Annotated in this window: 15 protein-coding genes and 1 tRNA gene; 8 read left to right on the plus strand and 8 right to left on the minus strand. The window is 71.1% G+C overall.

Annotated elements, in window-relative coordinates; genetic code table 11:
* Window positions 1-15 precede the first annotated feature (15 nt).
* Window positions 16-711, plus strand: coding sequence for a TMEM175 family protein (locus ASD23_RS00195; RefSeq protein WP_056004825.1), 696 nt, complete (start codon window positions 16-18; stop codon window positions 709-711).
* Between the two features lie 79 nt (window positions 712-790).
* Window positions 791-4,216: a DEAD/DEAH box helicase gene (locus tag ASD23_RS00200; RefSeq protein WP_056004827.1), complete on the plus strand. Its 3,426-nt coding sequence runs from the start codon at window positions 791-793 to the stop codon at window positions 4,214-4,216.
* Window positions 4,217-4,223: 7 nt separating this feature from the next.
* On the opposite strand, the gene ASD23_RS00205 is transcribed toward ASD23_RS00200, so the two are convergent.
* Window positions 4,224-4,298, minus strand: a tRNA-Arg gene (locus tag ASD23_RS00205).
* 246 nt (window positions 4,299-4,544) lie between these two features.
* Between ASD23_RS00205 and ASD23_RS00210 the strand changes: the two genes are divergently transcribed.
* Entirely contained in the window at window positions 4,545-5,585 is a 1,041-nt protein-coding gene (locus ASD23_RS00210; RefSeq protein WP_056004831.1) for a lactonase family protein, read from the plus strand.
* Window positions 5,586-5,637: 52 nt separating this feature from the next.
* Here the strand turns inward: ASD23_RS00210 and ASD23_RS00215 are convergent, their stop codons facing one another.
* The 5 genes from ASD23_RS00215 to ASD23_RS00235 form a co-directional block, all read right to left on the minus strand.
* Complete coding sequence (locus ASD23_RS00215; RefSeq protein ID WP_056004833.1) at window positions 5,638-6,609, minus strand: CHAP domain-containing protein; 972 nt, start codon at window positions 6,607-6,609, stop codon at window positions 5,638-5,640.
* A gap of 102 nt (window positions 6,610-6,711) precedes the next feature.
* Window positions 6,712-7,815: a DUF998 domain-containing protein gene (locus ASD23_RS00220; RefSeq protein ID WP_056004835.1), complete on the minus strand. Its 1,104-nt coding sequence runs from the start codon at window positions 7,813-7,815 to the stop codon at window positions 6,712-6,714.
* Between the two features lie 114 nt (window positions 7,816-7,929).
* Window positions 7,930-8,427, minus strand: coding sequence for an HNH endonuclease (locus ASD23_RS00225; protein ID WP_056004837.1), 498 nt, complete (start codon window positions 8,425-8,427; stop codon window positions 7,930-7,932).
* Between the two features lie 363 nt (window positions 8,428-8,790).
* Window positions 8,791-9,648, minus strand: a complete 858-nt coding sequence (locus ASD23_RS19410; protein WP_157376956.1) for a C40 family peptidase — start codon at window positions 9,646-9,648, stop codon at window positions 8,791-8,793.
* Between the two features lie 204 nt (window positions 9,649-9,852).
* Window positions 9,853-10,545 carry a metal-dependent transcriptional regulator gene (locus ASD23_RS00235; RefSeq protein ID WP_056004841.1) on the minus strand — a complete coding sequence of 231 codons (693 nt, stop codon included), beginning with the start codon at window positions 10,543-10,545 and terminating at the stop codon, window positions 9,853-9,855.
* Window positions 10,546-10,615: 70 nt separating this feature from the next.
* Here ASD23_RS00235 and serC point away from each other — a divergent pair, with 70 nt between their 5' ends.
* Together serC and ASD23_RS00245 are read left to right on the plus strand one after the other, a co-directional pair.
* Window positions 10,616-11,731, plus strand: coding sequence for a phosphoserine transaminase (serC, locus tag ASD23_RS00240; protein ID WP_056004843.1), 1,116 nt, complete (start codon window positions 10,616-10,618; stop codon window positions 11,729-11,731).
* Between the two features lie 5 nt (window positions 11,732-11,736).
* Window positions 11,737-12,003, plus strand: coding sequence for a DUF2530 domain-containing protein (locus ASD23_RS00245; RefSeq protein ID WP_056004845.1), 267 nt, complete (start codon window positions 11,737-11,739; stop codon window positions 12,001-12,003).
* On the opposite strand, the gene ASD23_RS00250 is transcribed toward ASD23_RS00245, so the two are convergent.
* Window positions 11,976-12,722 carry a DUF3027 domain-containing protein gene (locus ASD23_RS00250; protein WP_082571060.1) on the minus strand — a complete coding sequence of 249 codons (747 nt, stop codon included), beginning with the start codon at window positions 12,720-12,722 and terminating at the stop codon, window positions 11,976-11,978. The two genes, ASD23_RS00245 and ASD23_RS00250, sit on opposite strands and share 28 nt — an antisense overlap.
* Entirely contained in the window at window positions 12,715-13,095 is a 381-nt protein-coding gene (locus tag ASD23_RS00255) for a cold-shock protein (protein WP_056007446.1), read from the minus strand. The genes ASD23_RS00250 and ASD23_RS00255 overlap by 8 nt, the downstream gene beginning before the upstream one ends.
* A 109-nt stretch (window positions 13,096-13,204) precedes the next feature.
* On the opposite strand from ASD23_RS00255, the gene ASD23_RS00260 reads away from it, so the two are divergent.
* From ASD23_RS00260 to ASD23_RS00270, 3 genes are all read left to right on the plus strand, one after another.
* Window positions 13,205-13,477, plus strand: coding sequence for a hypothetical protein (locus ASD23_RS00260; protein WP_056004847.1), 273 nt, complete (start codon window positions 13,205-13,207; stop codon window positions 13,475-13,477).
* A 9-nt stretch (window positions 13,478-13,486) separates the two neighbouring features.
* Entirely contained in the window at window positions 13,487-15,349 is a 1,863-nt protein-coding gene (locus ASD23_RS00265; RefSeq protein WP_056004849.1) for a helicase-associated domain-containing protein, read from the plus strand.
* Window positions 15,350-15,511: 162 nt separating this feature from the next.
* On the plus strand, window positions 15,512-17,155 hold the full coding sequence (locus ASD23_RS00270) for a DNA repair helicase XPB (RefSeq protein ID WP_056004852.1): 1,644 nt from the start codon (window positions 15,512-15,514) through the stop codon (window positions 17,153-17,155).
* Window positions 17,156-17,160: the final 5 nt, after the last annotated feature.

A 17,160-nucleotide genomic window follows, 5' to 3' on the forward strand; every position in this document is an offset into this window, starting at 1 on the left:
GGCGGCGGCATCCTCGTGACCACGGCCACCGGCACCGCTCACCGCTACGAACGCGAGAGCGTCGAGTTCGCGCGCACCTTCGCCTTCCTCGACGCCGTGTATGCGATCGCCCTCACGCTGCTCGTCGTCAACATCGATCCGCCCGAGGCATCCGCGTGGCGGAACCTGTCGACGCTGCTCGCGAGCGGGCTCGGCTGGCAGCTCCTCGGATTCGGCATCAGCTTCGCGGTGATCGCCGTGTTCTGGCGTACGAACCACCGCATCGTCGCGGGCTTCAGCGCGATCACGCCGGCGACCATCACCGCGAACCTCGTCGCGATCGCCTTCGTCGTGCTCATCCCCTTCTCGACGCAGGGGGTCAGCGACGTCGAGCTCGCCGACGAGCCGCTCACCGTGACGGTCTACGCGCTGAACATCAGCGCCGCCGTGCTGGCGCAGGCGGCGGTGTTCTTCGTCGCGCGCCACGACGGCGTGCTCCGCGACCCGTTGCCGCGACGAGCGGACACCGTGAAGCTCATCGACACGCTCACGACGCCGATCGTCTTCCTCGCCTCCATTCCGGTCGCCTACCTCGCGGGCACCGACTGGGCGCGGTACACGTGGGCGCTCCTCATCGTCATCGGACCGCTCAGTGGACGCTGGGCGGCCCGGCGCATCGCCCGCATCCGGGCATCGGCGGCATCGCACCCCGCCGGCCGGGACGTCGACTGACCCGTCCGCCGGCTCACCTCGGCCGTGCACGCGGACGCGCGCGTCAATTCGGACCCCCGCGGGGTGCGACGATTGAAGGATGCCCGTCGACACGTACCCGTTCGTGGAGGAGCTCGCGATCGCGAGGTTCGTCGGTCCGCTGAACCTGAGCCGCGGTCGCACCGCCGAGCGCGCCGGGGCGGTCGTCTCGTTGAACTGGGATCCCGCCCACTTCCGGCTGAGCGCCGACGTGCGCGGCACGGCGCCCGAGCCGTACCGTTCGACCGTGAGGCTCGACCTCGGCATGCCGGGGCGGGCGACGATCCTCGCGGGCTCGTGCACGTGCCCGGTCGGGCGCAACTGCAAGCACGTCGCAGCCACCCTGATCGCCTCGGCTGAGCGCCACAAGCGCGAGCAGGCGGAGGCCGCCGACAGCGAGATCCTCGACGCGGCGAGCGCGGCGGCGAGCGGATGGCGCGGCGAACTCGCCGCGCTCGCCGGCACTGCGCACGGGTCCGACGGGCCGGCGGATGACTCGGCCGTCCGCCAACCGCTCGCGCTCCAGTTCGAACTGCGCGAGCGCGTCTCCCGCAAGGCGAGTGCCCGTCAGACCGCCCGCGACGAACCCGCCTCGTCGGCGGCATCCGTCGACCGCCTCGCGGTTCGCCCGGTGACCCGCGGCACCCGCGGCGGCTGGATCAAGGGCAGCCTCACGTGGCAGAACGTCGGATTCCAGGGCCGAGCGGGCGGCTTCGACCCTGCGCAGGCGCGGTGGTTCGCCGAGTTCTCGCTGCTGAAGGGCACGAGGCACTCCGCGTTCGCCGAGTACGGCTCGGCGTGGATCTCGCTCGACGAGTACGAGAGCCGCACCCTGTGGGCGCTGCTCGACGCGGCACCGCGACTCGGCATCGCCCTCGTCGGCGGCACTGCGCGCACGGTGATCGACATCGCGAAGCCGGCGGTGATCGGGCTCGACGCCCGCCACGCACCGGCCGCGCCCGGCGACGGCCAGGGGTCCGAAGCGGACACGGGCACGGCCGCACCGTCGGACGCCGACGCCGTGCCGACCCTCCAGACCGGCAGCGACCTCGTGCTGACTCCATCGGTCACCGTCGGCGGCCGCAGCTATCCGACCGAACTCGTGCGGCTCATCGGCGACCACGGCGTCTACGCATTCGACTTCGCCGCCGGCACGATCACCCTCGCTCCCCTCGCCGCGCCGCTCACGACGGCCGGCCGCGCCGCGGTGCGCCGACGTTCGCCCATCATCGTTCCCGCCGCCGAGATCCCGACCTTCGTCGAGGAGCAGTACGCACCCCTCGCACGGTCGCTGCGTCTCGCGAGCGGCGACGGCAGCTTCCCGCTGCCGGAGTTGCCGCTCGCGACGCTCGTGGCCACGATGCGCCACGAGCCGAACCACGTCGTGCGCCTCGAGTGGCAGTGGGAGGCCGACGGCGGGCGCCGGTTCGCGCTCGACGCCCCCGATGCCGAGTTCCACGATCCCGAACGGGAGCGGCTCGTCGCGACATCCGCTGCCGCCCTGCTCGCCGACGACCCCGCAGGGCTCCCGGCCGTCACGCCCGGCCCCGAGCCGCGGCTGCGCCCCGAGGCGGAGCTGCGCGGGCTCGCGAGCGCCGAGTTCACCGCGAGGCTCCTGCCGCGACTGCAGGAGCTCGAGCGGCTCCGCGTCGACGTCGTCGGCGACCCGCCCGCGTACCGCGAGCTCGTCGAGGCGCCGACGCTCACCGTCACGACGGTCGAGAGCGACCGCACCGACTGGTTCGACCTCGGCGTCGTCGTCACGGTCGAGGGCAAGAAGGTGCCGTTCGGGCCGCTGTTCAGCGCGCTCGCGAAGGGCCGGGCGAAGCTCCTCCTCGTCGACGGCAGCTACCTCTCGCTCAAGCAGCCGGTGTTCGATCCGCTGCGGGAACTCATCGAGGAGGCCGGTTCGCTCCGCGAGTGGGAGGCCGGCCTCACCATCAGCCGCTACCAGACGAGTCTCTGGGCGGAGTTCGAGGACCTCGCCGACCAGTCGGAGACGGCCGTGGCCTGGCGCGACACCGTCGCCGGGCTGCGTGCGGCCGACGGCGTCGAGGACGTCGCCCCGCCGGCCGGGCTCGCGATGGAGCTCCGTCCCTACCAGCTCGCCGGGTTCCGCTGGCTCGCATTTCTGCACCGGCACGGTCTCGGCGGCATCCTCGCCGACGACATGGGTCTCGGCAAGACCGCGCAGACGCTCGCACTCATCGCTCATGCCCATGAGACCGCAGCCGAGGGCGAGCGGCGCCCGTTCCTCGTCGTGGCGCCCACCTCCGTCGTCTCGAACTGGGCGGCCGAGGCGGCCCGCTTCGTGCCGGGTCTGCGCGTCGAGACTGTGACCGCCACCCGGGCCGCCAGCGGCACCCGACTCTCGGATGTCGCGGCACGCGCCGACATCGTCGTGACGAGCTACGCGATCCTCCGTCTCGACGCCCCGGAGTTCGCCGGCCTCGACTGGGCCGGGCTCGTGCTCGACGAGGCGCAGTTCGTGAAGAACCACTCGTCGAAGGCGAATGCGGCGGCCCGCGACATCCGTGCACCGTTCCGCCTCGCGGTCACCGGCACGCCGGTCGAGAACAACCTCATGGAGCTGTGGGCGCTGCTGAAGATCGTCGCGCCCGGGCTCTTCCCCTCCGCCCGCGGCTTCGCGGAGCGCTTCGCCAGGCCGATCGAGAACGACCACAACGCCGAGCGGCTGGCGACGCTGCGCCGGCGCATCCGCCCGTTCATGCTGCGCCGCACGAAGGACGTCGTCGCCCCTGAACTGCCGCCGAAGCAGGAGCAGGTGCTGACCGTGCAGCTCGACCCCGAGCACCAGCGGGTGTACGACGCGTTCCTGCAGCTCGAGCGGCAGAAGCTGCTCGGCCTCATCGACGACCTCGATCGCAACCGGTTCACCGTGTTCCGCTCACTCACGCTGCTGCGGATGCTGAGCCTGCACGCCGCGCTCATCGACCCCGAGCAGTACGCAGAGGTGCCGTCGGCGAAGCTCGACGCCCTCTTCGACCAGCTCGACGAGGTGGTCGCCGAGGGGCACCGCGCGCTCGTCTTCAGCCAGTTCACGTCGTTCCTGCAGATCGCGGCCGCACGGCTGGAGGCAGCGGGAGTGCCCTACGCCTACCTCGACGGCTCGACCACTCGGCGCGGCGACGTCATCGCGAAGTTCCGCGAGGGCGATGCTCCCGTGTTCCTGATCAGCCTGAAGGCGGGCGGCTTCGGGCTGAACCTCACCGAGGCCGACTACGTGTTCCTCCTCGACCCCTGGTGGAACCCCGCGAGCGAGGCGCAGGCCGTCGACCGCGCGCACCGCATCGGCCAGTCGAAGTCGGTGAACGTCTACCGCATGGTCGCCGAGGGCACGATCGAGGAGAAGGTCATGGCGCTGAAGGCCCGCAAGGCGAAGCTCGTCTCGTCGCTCATGGACGACGGCGAGCTCTTCAGCGAGGCCCTCACCGCCGACGACATCAGAGGGCTGCTCGGCAGCTGACGCGATCTGGTGCCCCTGGAGGGACTCGAACCCCCAACCTGCTCCTTAGGACGGAGTTGCTCTTCCATTGAGCTACAGAGGCTGGCCGCATCAGAGTCTACCCGGAGCGCGGCAGCGTGTTCTGCGGCACCGTCGAGGAGCCGACATGAGGAGATCGACGATTCTGAGGTCCGATCGAGGCTCGATCATCCTCGGGATCGCCGATCTCCTCGGAATTGCGGGAGCTCCGCCGGGATGCGAGTTGGGCGGCATCACGAGCGCCGCGCGGTAGCGTGTTCTGCGGCGCGCGAGCGCCGGCGACAGCGGCGGTGCCGCGGAACGGGGCGGCATGGGCGAGTCGACGAGCACGAGGTTCTGGGTGGGCGCGTCGACGGTCGGTGCGCTCGGCACGGCGGCACGAGGCATCCGCTCGCTCGACCTCGCCGCCGACGGCACCGCGACCCTCGGCGAGCCCGTCGACGTCGGCCCGAACCCCATGTTCCTCGCGGTCTCCCCCGCCACCGGCGTGCTCGGCATCGTCCACGAGCTCGCCGACGGCCTCGTCTCGACGTGGACGTTCGAGGGCGACGCCGTCACGCCCTTCGGACTGGTCGGCTCGACCGGGGCGGCCGACCCCTGCCACCTCGCCTTCGACGAGGCCGGCGGCCTCATCTTCGCGGCGAACTACTCGGGCGCGAGGGTCTCGGTGCATCATGCCGCCCCGGATGCCCCGGCCGACGCCGCCCTGACCGCCGACTTCACCGGAGCCGGCCCGAACCACGAGCGTCAGGAGTCGTCGCACCCGCATCAGGCCGTCGTCGACTCGGCACGCGATCAGCTGCTGGTGCCCGACCTCGGTTCCGACCGGGTGCGCGTGCTCGCGCTCGACGCGCTTCCCGAGGCGTTCGACCACGACGGGTCACGCGACATCGTCGTGCACGCCGGCGCGGGCCCCCGCCACCTCGTGATCGCCGGCGACCTCGCGATCACCGCCAACGAGCTCGATCGCACGGCGAGCATCATCGATCTCGCCGAGCGCCGCGAAATCGCGTGGTTCCCGATCGGCGACGACGTCGAGCCGCGCGGCCTCGGCTGCTCGGCGATCAAGTTGACGCGCGGCGGCATCGTGCTCATCGGGGATCGCGACGCCGACAGCCTGCGTGGCCTGCGCCTCGACATCGAGGCACGCACGCTGGAACTCGTCGCGACGGTCGCGACCGGCGGGCGTCACCCGCGCGATCTCGAGCTGACGCACGACGAGCGGTTCGCACTCGTCGCCGACCAGGGCTCGGACTCCATCGCCGTGATCGCGCTCGACCCGATCGGCATCCCGACGAGCGTCGTCGGCGTCGTCGAGACGCCGGCACCGGCCTGTCTCGCGCGGGTCTGACTCCGCGGTCTCGAGACGCCGCCCTCCGGGCCGGCGGCCGCGCCGCTCGGGCTCAGCCGGGCGGGTAGAGGTACAGCGCGGACCCCGCCGGGATGGTGCGGCGGTGGTACGAGTGGTCGGAGTTCTGGTTGTACTCCTCGATGTTGACACTGCCGTCGGCGTTGATCGACTGCACGTACGCCACGTGGTTGTACGGGAACCAGGCGACCGCGCCGATGACGGGCTCGCTCGAGGTGGGCCACCCCTTGCTCGCCCAGGCATCGGCCCACGCGTAGGCGCTGCCTGAGGCGAGGTTCGACCAGTCCCACTTCCAGGGGGCGCTCGTGACGCCGGCATCGCGGTTCATGCGCCACGCCACGAAGTCGACGCACTCGCGGTAGTAGTACCGCAGCGGCGACAGGCCTCCGCCGAAGTCGTCGGGGGTCTGGTCCCACCAGGGGTAGTCGTCGCCCTCGGCCTTGACCGTGTAGATCGCGTAGCTGCCCGAGCCCCGCGAGGCGAGGTTGGCCGCCCAGGCCGCCTTGTCCTTCGCCTCCTGGTCGAGGCGCGCGGCTTCGATCTCCGCCTTCGTCTCGACGGCGTAGGCCTCGCTCGACAGCGGGGCACCGCTCACGAGCGACGAGACCTCGACATCTTGCGCCTCGGCCTTCGAGAGGCTGAAGGTGCCGGATGCCCCGAACGTCTCGCCGCCCGGCATGAACGCGTACGCGGGCAACGCCACGGTGCCGACGATCGCCGGCACGACGAGCATCGTCGAGAAGACGCGGAACGGGCCGTTGCGGCGTGCGGCGCCGCGAGGCGCCTTGGCGACGACGGCGGCGACATCCGATGCACCGGCCGGGCTGGAGGCGCTCGCCGGGCCCGCCGGTGCGGATGCCTCGGATGCCGCGGCATCCGTACGACCCTTGGCCCGCTTGGAGCGTCGTCGCTCTGCTGGAGCATTGCCTCGTGCGCGACCTCGGTCGGCCGATCGACGCGAGGAGCGCGGGCGCTCCGATGCGTCGTTCGTCTCGTCACCGTTCAACAGTTGGACCTCCGGGCACCGCTCCGAGGCCGCAGTGCAGCCCGGGAACGGAGTGGCTTCTCGGGTGCCGGCGACCTCGAGGGACGCCGGACTCGTTTCACCTTAGGGCACGGCCTGCGTCTTTGTCACGACCAGTCCGTCATCGTGCGCGTCGCCGTCGGCCTGCTCGACCGCACCGGTGTTGCGGAGGAACACGATGACCCAGCTGAACACCAGGACGGCGACGATCAGTTCGACCGCGGTCAGGTTGTAGTACCCGCTGATGAAGAAGGCGGCGAGCACCACGATGATGCCGACGTAGACGTAGCCCAGCACAACGAACACCCTCGGCATCGTGGGAAGCAGCGCGTGGAGGCTCAGGACCATCACCACGTACACGATCGCCATGCCGGTGGCCGCGAGATTGTGCGCGCCGAGGTACTCGTCGACCGGGAAGATGCCGACGCACGCGAGCAGGATCCCGATCACGACGAGGCCGAGGCGCACGAGGTTGCGGCCCCGCCGCTCCGAGACGCTGTCGGCCGGAAGGAACGCGGTCGCGTAGTGCGCGATGGTCGTCACCATCACCCCCGCGATGATGAGCGTGAGGTTGAAGGCGAGTGCCGAGAGGTCGTCGCTCATGCCGAGCGTGCTGAGGTTCTTCTGCCACCAGAGCGGATCGGTCGCGCTCAGCATGCTGGCGAGCGCCCCCACCGCCAGGAACATGGCGAGCACGAGGGAGAGCAGCATGGGCGTGAGGTTCACCGCCGACAGGTACGCCATGTACGCGGAGAGCGCCATCGCGACCCCGCCGAGGACGGCGGCCGGGAACCCGTAGACGAGGGCGCCGACGAAGCTCTGGCTGAGGAGCGATGCCAGCCCGGTCCACGCGAGGAGTGCGATCACGCCGAGCGCGAGCGCCAGCGCCGCGACGTCGAACCAGTGCAGGCGCCGCCGATACCCCGGCGCCGTGCGTGCGCGCGAGCGCCGCACCGCGCAGCCGAACACGAACGCGACGATGGCGGAGACGGCACCGCCGACCGCGGCGAAGATGCCGATCGATCCCCGGCCCGCGATCGGCACGTCCTGGTCCCAGAACACGAACAGGCCGACGAGCGCCCCGACCACGAAGGCGGCCGCGCCCACGAGCAGCGCCGACGACTCCTTGGCCTCAGCGGACCGTGACGGATGCCGCAGCATCCCTGCGAGAGATGGCGAATCGGACATTCGGATCCTCCTGCACTTCCGCAACAGCGGAGCCGAAATGTGCTCCCGTTCGGCAGCGTAGACCCGCGGTGCCCCTGAGGGAAGGATTCGCGGCCAGCGCGCCTCGCGCCCCGGTCAGGCCGCCGTCACGAGGTACTCGTCCCACTGCGGCAGCGGCCGCTCGAACCCGCGCGCCACCCAATTGCGTCCGCTCGGCCGGCCGGGCGTGAACCGGAGCTCCCAGCCCATCTCGGCCGGCGTGCGATCGCTCTTCGTGTTGTTGCAGCGCAGGCAGCAGGCGACGAGGTTCTCCCACGTGTCACGACCGCCTCGCGAGCGTGGAAGCACGTGGTCGATCGTGGCTGCCGGGCGGGCGCAGTACGCGCAGGCATGGTCGTCGCGGCGGAGCACGCCCCGACGGCTCACCGGCGCCTGGTTGACGCGTGGAGCGCGGACGTAGCGGGTGAGCAGGATGACGCTCGGCCGCTGCCACGATCCGCTCGCGGCGCAGACGGGATTGCCCACGTCGTGCTGGATGACGGTGGCCTTGTGATTCATGACGAGGAGCAGCGCCCGCTTGAAGGAGACGACGGCGAGCGGCTCATAGCCCGCATTGAGCACGAGGGTGCGCATGGAGTGCCTTTCGATCGGTGCTGGATGGCTTCCAGCCGCGTGAACGGATCGGCGGTCCGAGAGGACGTCGGGCGGTGGCGGGCAGCGCCGGCGCGCCGTGGCTCGAGGGCCCCTGAAAACAGAGAACGGGCACCGTCGTGATGACAGTGCCCGTCGAGGCCTCGGCCCGGTTCGTGCTCGTTCGACTGCTGCGCCGTTGGTCGAAGAGCGCGCGCGCATCCGTGGAATGGATGCTGCACGACTTCACCATCGGCTTCCCCTGCCCGGTTTCTCGGATCGTCAGGGTCTCAGGTTAGAACACGAATGGCGCGCCGGGAACTTCCGGCGCGCCATCCACGCGTGGTGTCACGCGATGTTCATCGGTCAGATGCCGATGCGCACGATGTAGTAGTCGCTCGTCCAGATGGGCTGCACCCGCACCGATGCGCCTTCGTACGGCGCGTGCAGGATCATGCCGTTGCCGGCGTAGAACCCGTCGTGGCCCGGCATGATGACGAGGTCGCCGGGCTGCGCGTCGGCCTCGGAGATGCGGGTGCCCATGGCGCCCTGACCGGCCGAGGAGTGCGGCATGCCGACGCCGAACTGGGCGTAGACGTACATCACGAAGCCCGAGCAGTCGAAGCCGGCGGGGGTGGCGCCGCCGTAGAAGTAGGGAACGCCGACGTACTGCGAGGCGACGCTGTAGACGCTCCCGAGGTCGAAGTTCGGGTAGGGCGGGTTGGCGAGGAAGTCGCCGACCGACGGACCCGAGTACGACGCCGCGTACGACGTCATGGCCTGCTCAGCGGCGACTCGCGCCGCTTCGGCCTGCGCCGCGGCCTCGGCGGCTGCCTGGATCTCGGCGCCCGAGACGGCGGCGTAGCTGTCGGTCGTGACCGGAGCCGCGATGACGTCGTCGGTCACCTCGACCGACTGCGCCTGCGCCTTGGTGAGCTTCGTCACGTCGGTCTCGGCGAACTGCGGGCCGGTCGAGCCGGGCGCGAAGGCGTACGCGGGGATCGCGAGCGTGCCGACGATGCCGGCCGCGACCGCCATCACGAGCACGTTCGCGAGCGGGCCGCGGCGCAGTCGACGGGTCGACGGCAGCGTCGACGCGACGCGAGCAGCGGCATCAGGCTGGGCAGTGCTGGGGGAAACGGGTGCTTTCGCGGCGATGATCGCCTTCGTCGCAGCTCCGCGGGCAGGGTTCCTGGTGAGCCGCCGCCGTGAGAATCGAGCCAAGATGTGTACCTCCGTCGCCCCACGACATCGGATGTCACCCCACCGGATGCGCACGAGGGCGCCTACGGGTACTTGATCGAGCGGTGGGCTTGGGAGGCGTCTCGACCCTGGTCCTCCGACTGGCTTCTCGCCGGCGGACTCGAAAGAGACTACGCGAGGAGTGCCGGAATGTCACATTCTGATCACGGCGTGGCGCTGATCAGGCTATTTGGCGATGAAGAGGTGGCTCGCGACCTCGGTCGGCAGCTCGAGGCCGCCCTCGACGCCGTCGACGACCACGAGCACGTAGCCGCCTGCACGACTGAACGTCGCGTGGGCGCCGGGCATGACTCCGGCCTGCTTCATCTGGCTGAGGAGCTCGGGATCGAACTGCACGGGTTCGCCCAGGCGGCGCAGGACGCCGTGGACGGGTTCGTCGCTCGCCTCGACGGCATCGACGAGGTTGACGACGCCCTCCATGAAGGCGTCTGCCGGCGGAAGCCCGAGCTCTTCGAGTCCGGGGATCGGGTTGCCGTACGGCGATTCGCGGGGGCCGCCGAGGATCTCGATCAGGCGGCGCTCGACCTGCTCGCTCATCACGTGCTCCCAGCGGCAGGCCTCATCGTGCACGAACTCCCACTCGAGTCCGATGACGTCGGAGAGCAGCCGCTCGGCGAGACGGTGCTTGCGCATGACGTGCACGGCCTTCGAACGGCCGTCGGGGGTGAGCTCGAGGTGCCGGTCGCCGGAGACGACGACGAGCCCGTCGCGCTCCATGCGAGCCACCGTCTGCGAGACGGTCGGCCCGGAGTGACCGAGTCGTTCGGAGATGCGTGCGCGGAGCGGCACGATGTTCTCCTCCTCGAGGTCGAGGATCGTGCGGAGATACATCTCCGTGGTGTCGATCAAGTCGGTCACGCGCCATCCTCCCGTTGTCACAGCCCGTCGTCCAGCCTACCGGGCGGCACCCCCTCGCTAGACTCGACCCATGCCGAGCATCGTGATTCCCAGTGACCTGCTGCCCGCCGACGGACGCTTCGGGTGCGGCCCCTCCAAGGTGCGGCCCGAGCAGCTCGCGCACCTCGCCGCGGTGGGCCCGTCGATCCTCGGCACCTCGCACCGGCAGGCGCCGGTCAAGCAGCTCGTCGGGCGCGTCCGCAGCGGCCTCTCCGACCTCTTCACGCTTCCCGACGGCTACGAGGTCGTGCTCGGCAACGGCGGGTCGACCGCGTTCTGGGATGCCGCGGCGTTCGGCCTGATCGAGGAGCGCGCGCAGCTCGCCTCCTTCGGCGAGTTCGGTGCGAAGTTCGCGGCAGCTGCGGCGGCGCCGTGGCTGCAGGCCCCCGACGTGCGCAAGGCCGAGCCGGGATCCCGCGCCGAGCCGTCCGCTCTCGAGGGCGTCGACGTCTACGCCTGGCCGCAGAACGAGACCTCCACGGGCGTGATGGCACCGGTCACCAGGGTGGCCGGCGACGAGGGCGCGCTCACCGTCATCGACGCCACGAGCGCGGCGGGCGGCATCCAGGTCGACGCGTCGCAGTTCGACGTCTACTACTTCGCGCCCCAGAAGAACTTCGCCTCCGACGGCGGCATCTGGTTCGCGCTCCTCTCCCCCGCCGCGATCGAGCGCGTCGAGCGCGTCGCGGCGAGCGGACGGTACATCCCCGAGTTCCTGTCGCTGAAGAACGCGGTCGACAACTCGCGACTGAACCAGACGCTGAACACGCCGGCGCTGGCGACGCTGCTGCTGCTCGAGAACCAGATCGAGTGGATGAATGCCTCGGGCGGCCTCGCCTGGGCCGACGCCCGCACCCGCGAGTCCTCGTCGGTGCTCTACGACTGGGCCGAGCGCACCTCGATCGCGACCCCGTTCGTCGCCGACCCCGCCCACCGCTCCCAGGTGGTCGTCACGATCGACTTCGACGAGTCGACGGATGCCGCGGCGCTCGCCTCGGTGCTCCGCGCGAACGGCATCGTCGACACCGAGCCGTACCGCAAGCTCGGACGCAACCAGTTGCGCGTCGCGACCTTCACCGCGATCGAACCCGACGACGTGCGGGCGCTCACCGCCTCGATCGACTACGTGCTGTCGCAGATCGGCTGATCCCGATGCGGCTCTGGCTGAGCGACGACGAGCGTCGCCCCGACCCGGCGCCCGCGAGGGCCGACGGCCGCAAGGCCGTGCTCGCGGGCACGCTCGGCTGGGGCGTCGCGCTCGTCGCGTGCCTCGTGTTCCGCGAGCCACTCGAATCGGCGGGGCTCGGATGGTTCACGGCAGCCGCCGTCACCGGCATCGTGCTCGGCCTCATCGGCCTCGCGGTCGTGCAGGTGATCCGGCGGCGGGCCGGTCAGTCCGCGGAGCGCTCCGCGGACTGACCGTCGGACTCGTCATCGTCGGAATCGTCGTCGTCCGACTCGTCATCTGATTCGTCGTCGTCCGACTCGTCTTCGTCGGACTCGTCGTCGTCGCCATCGTCTGACTCGTCGTCGTCATCGGACTCGTCGCCGACCGCGCCGAGTGCATCGATGTCGATGCCGTCGAACTCGTCGTCGACGTCGTGCTCGTCGTCGTCGTGATCGTCCTCGTCGACCTCGTCACCGTCGACGGCACCGCCGTCGTCGTCGTCGGCCTCATCGTCGTCGGCCTCGTCATCGGCGCTTGCCGCGGCGATCGCCTCTTGAGCCGCGCGGTAGTCGGCGAGCCGCTCCGACCACGGCACCCAGTCGGGTGCGAGCAGGGCGCTCTCTCCGGGCATGAGCTCGGTCTCGAGCACGGTCGGCTCGGCGGTGTCGTCGAACCGCGACAGCGTGACGCTCCAGTGCCAGCCCGGGTAGCCGCTGAGGTCGGAGGCGAAGAGCAGCGTCAGCACGTGCTCGCCCTCGACGAGGTGTCCGACGACGGACCCCACGGTCTCGGGAGCGGTGACCTCGAGCAGTGCGCGGCGGGCGAGGTCCACCGACGACAGGAGCACCTCGTCGGCGACGATGACGACGGCCTCGGGGGACTCTGCAGCTTCAGCCGCCTCAGCGGCCTCGGTCGTCGCAGCCTCGGCCGTCTCGGCCTCCGGCTGCTCTGGCTCGGTCGACTCAGGCATCGAGATCGTCTGCCACCTTGCGCAGCACCGCGGCGACGGTGCGCGCCTTGGACTTCTCGGGGTAGCGGCCACGGCGGAGGTCGGATCCGATGCCGTCGAGCACCTTCACGACGTCTTCGACGATGATCGCCATGTCGTCGGCCGGCTTGCGGTTGATCTTGGTGAGGCTCACCGGGGTGTCGAGCACCCGCACCGACAGCGCCTGCGCGCCGCGCTTGCCCTCGGCGACACCGAACTCGAGTCGGCTGCCCGCCTTGACGGTCGCGCCGGCGGGAAGGGCGGAAGCGTGGAGGAAGACCTCCTGGCCGTCATCGGAGCTGATGAAGCCGAATCCCTTTTCCTCGTCGTAGAACTTGACCTTGCCGGTGGGCATCGTGTGAACCTCGCTCATGTCTGCAGGCGCGCTGAAACCACAGCGCCGTCCATCGCCCAGTCTATTGCCGGGACACCCGAGAGCGGGCCGTCTGGCCTATTCTGGGAGGGTGAGCGATTCCGGCCCCATCACCGACAATCGCGCCGAACGCGTCCTCGCGTACATGTTCGCCGCCATCGTCGGTCTCTCCATCATCTGTTTCTTCGCCGTGATGATCGGCACGCTGTCCGGCGTCGCCGTCGACGAGATGAGCTCCGGCATCTGGGCGGTCGTCACGATGCTGCCCTGGTTCGGGCTGCCGATCGCCTTCGTCCTGCTCATCGTGCTCCTCATCGTCAACGGCGTTCGGCGGGGCCGAGCGGCGCGATCCGGATCGAGCTGATCGGAGACGATGCTCGAGCTCGCCGCACGACTCCGCGGGCTGTCGCGAGACTCCCTCGCAGCAGCACTGCACTCGCGCGAGTTCGAGCCGTCGGGAGTCCGTGACCTCTTCGACCTCGCCGAGGCGGTGCTCACGCCCGACTCGGTCGACCACGCGGTCGGCCGACTCGACCGGCGCCACCTCGCCGTGCTCGCCGCGGCCGTCGAGCTCGTCGCCGACGGCGACACCACGGCCGAGGCGGTGCGCGACGAGCTGGTGCGGCATGCGGCATCCGCTGAGCTCTCAGACGCCGCCGGCGAACTGCTCGACGAGCTGAGCAGCCTCATGCTGCTGGTGCGCATCGGCGACCGCGTGCACGTGCCGGCAGCCGTCATCGCGAGGGTCGCCCCCCGCCTCGGCGCCGAGCTGCCCACCGTGGCGGAACTCGCGACGCCCGCGCCGCCGGTCCTCGTCTCGGGCGACGACGTCGACCGCACGCTCATCGACCGCCGCGCCGCGGAGACCGCCTACGCGACGGTCGCCGCCACGGCGGAGGTACTCGCGGCGCTCGGCACCCAGCCTGCCCGCGAACTCGCGAAGGGCGGCCTCGCCCTGCCCGATTCCAAGCGGCTCGCCGAGGCGAGCGGCATCCCGCTCGACGCGCTGCCCCGGCTCTTCCACCGAGCCGACGAGGCCGGACTCGTCGTGCGCGAAGGCGCGTACTGGCTCGAGTCGGAGCGCGGGGCGGAGTGGTCGCTCGAGTCGACCAGCGGCCGGTGGCGCCGCCTCGCCGAGTGCTGGCGCGACCGCATCCCCGAGGCGCTCCGCGAGCTCGTCGCCCGGCGCAGCGAGTCGCTCACCGCGAGCACCCTCGGCGACGACGTGCGCTGGTTCTATCCGGCCGGCGGACGATGGATCGACGAGGGCCTCGAACGCCTCATCGGCGAGGCGGAGGCGCTCGGACTCGCGGTCGCTGGCGAGCCGGCGCCCACGGCGCTCCTCGTGCTCGCCGGCGACCTCGACCAGGCCGCGGCCCGGTTGGCGGCGTACTTCCCCGCCCAGGTCCAGCAGGTCTACCTGCAGCACGACCTCTCGATCGTCTCCCCCGGCCCGCTCGAGCCGACGCTCGATGCGCGTCTCCGCGGCTTCGCCGACGTCGAGGGGCGCGACCTCGCCTCGACGTATCGCGTCAGCGCGGCATCCGTCAATCGCGGACTCGCCGCCGGCGAGACCGCTCAGTCGATCCTCGAGTTCCTCGGCGGACTCTCGCTCACCGGCATCCCGCAGCCGCTCGCCTACCTCGTCGGCGAGGCCGCGGCGCGGTTCGGCTCGCTCAGGGTCTCGCTGGCCGACCCCGCGGATGCCCCGGCGCGGGCGTGCGTGCGTTCCGACGACGAGCAGCTCGTGCGCACCCTCGCCGTCGACCAGTCGCTCGTCTCGATCGGCCTGCGTCAGGCGGGGCCTCATCGGCTCCTCTCGCGGTTCGCGCCCGAGGTCGTGTTCTGGGCGCTCTCCGACGCCCGGTACCCCGTGGCCGCAGAAGACGCCTCCGGGGAGATCATCCGGCTGAGCCGCCATCACCTGGCCTCGGTTCCCGAGCCGGCGCCGAAGGCCGACCCCATCGAGACGCTCCTCGACGTCGTGCTCGCCGAGGGTGAAGACGGCGCGACCGAGCAGGCCTGGCTCGCCCGGCAGCTCGAGGCCGCCGCCCGCTCGAAGGAGACGCTCACCGTCACGGTGCGCATGCCGGGCGGCGACACCGCCGACTACCTGCTGGCCCCCGCGAGCGTCGCCAACGGGCGGCTCCGCGCGCGCGACCGCAAGGCCGACATCGAGCGCACCCTGCCGCTGTCGGCGATCGCCGCAGTCTCGCCGGCGCCCGCCGAGGCATGACGGCTGGCGTCGACCGTCGCCCTCGGCTCACTGCCGTCGCCGTCCGCTCGGGCATCTGCACGGTTTCGGACCGCATCGGCCCGCGACATCCGATCGCGTGCAGATGCCCGTTCCGGTGCCGAACGGCCGACCTCCCACGAAGCGGGCGTAGACTCGACCGCTATGTCAGACGGCCCACTCATCGTGCAGAGCGACCGAACCGTCCTCCTCGAGGTCGCGCACCCGCTCGCCGAAGACGCGCGCCACGACCTCGCGGTGTTCGCCGAGCTCGAGCGCGCGCCCGAGCACATGCACACGTACCGCATCACCCGGCTCGGCCTCTGGAACGCGAGGGCCGCCGGGCACGACGCCGACGACATGCTCGCGACGCTCGAGCGCTACGCGAAGTTCCCGGTGCCGCAGACCGTCGCCGTCGACATGCGCGAGACGGTCGGCCGCTACGGGCGGCTCGTCGTCGACCGCACCGACGAGGGCGCCCTGCGCCTGCACAGCGACGACATCGCGGTGCTCACCGAGGTCGCCTCGGCCAAGCGCATCGCGCCGCTGCTCACCGAGCGCCTCGACGACCGGAGCTTCCTCGTCGAGGCGTGGGCCCGCGGCGCGCTCAAGCAGGAGCTCGTGAAGCTCGGCTGGCCGGCAGAGGACCTCGCCGGGTACACGCCCGGCACGCCGCACAAGATCGACCTCGAGGAGGCCGGCTGGCACCTGCGCGGCTACCAGCAGCAGGCGATCGACAACTTCTTCGACGGCGGCTCGGGCGTCGTCGTGCTGCCCTGCGGCGCGGGCAAGACGCTCGTCGGCGCCGGGGCGATGGCGACGGCCAAGACCACGACGCTGATCCTCGTGACGAACACGGTCTCCGCCCGCCAGTGGCGCGACGAGCTGCTCCGCCGCACGACCCTCACCGCCGACGAGATCGGCGAGTACTCGGGGCAGGTGAAGGAGGTCAAGCCCGTCACGATCGCGACCTACCAGATCCTCACCGCGAAGCGGAAGGGCGAGTACGCGCACCTCGCGCTCCTCGACGCCCTCGACTGGGGCCTCGTGGTCTACGACGAGGTGCACCTGCTGCCCGCGCCCGTGTTCAAGCTCACCGCCGAGCTGCAGGCCAGGCGCCGGCTCGGCCTCACCGCGACGCTCGTGCGCGAGGACGGACGCGAGGGCGACGTCTTCAGCCTCATCGGGCCGAAGCGCTTCGACGCCCCGTGGAAGGAGATCGAGGCGCAGGGCTTCATCTCCCCCGCGGCCTGCTACGAGGTGCGCATCGACCTACCGCAGTCCGAGCGGCTCACCTACGCGGCATCCGCCGACGACGAGCGCTACCGCCTCGCGGCGACCGCACCGGCGAAGCTCGGCGTCGTCAAGGACCTCGTCGCCAAGCACGCCGGCGAGCGCATCCTCGTGATCGGCCAGTACCTCGACCAGATCGACGAGCTCGCCACGGCGCTCGGCGCCCCGCAGCTGACCGGCTCGACGCCCGTCGACGAGCGCGAGCGGCTGTTCCAGGAGTTCCGCGACGGCCGTACCCCCGTGCTCGTCGTCTCGAAGGTCGCGAACTTCTCGGTCGACCTGCCCGAGGCGACGGTGGCGATCCAGGTGTCGGGTTCGTTCGGTTCCCGCCAGGAGGAGGCGCAGCGACTCGGCCGACTCCTGCGGCCGAAGGAGTCGGGCCTCAGCGCGAACTTCTACACGCTCGTCTCGCGCGACACCGTCGACCAGGACTTCGCGCAGAACCGCCAGCGGTTCCTCGCCGAGCAGGGCTACAGCTACACGATCCTCGACGCGCACTCGCTCGAGGCTGCCTGACCGCC

The organism is Agromyces sp. Root1464 (genome assembly GCF_001427265.1).
In the GTDB taxonomy this organism is placed as follows: Bacteria; Actinomycetota; Actinomycetes; order Actinomycetales; family Microbacteriaceae; genus Agromyces; species Agromyces fucosus.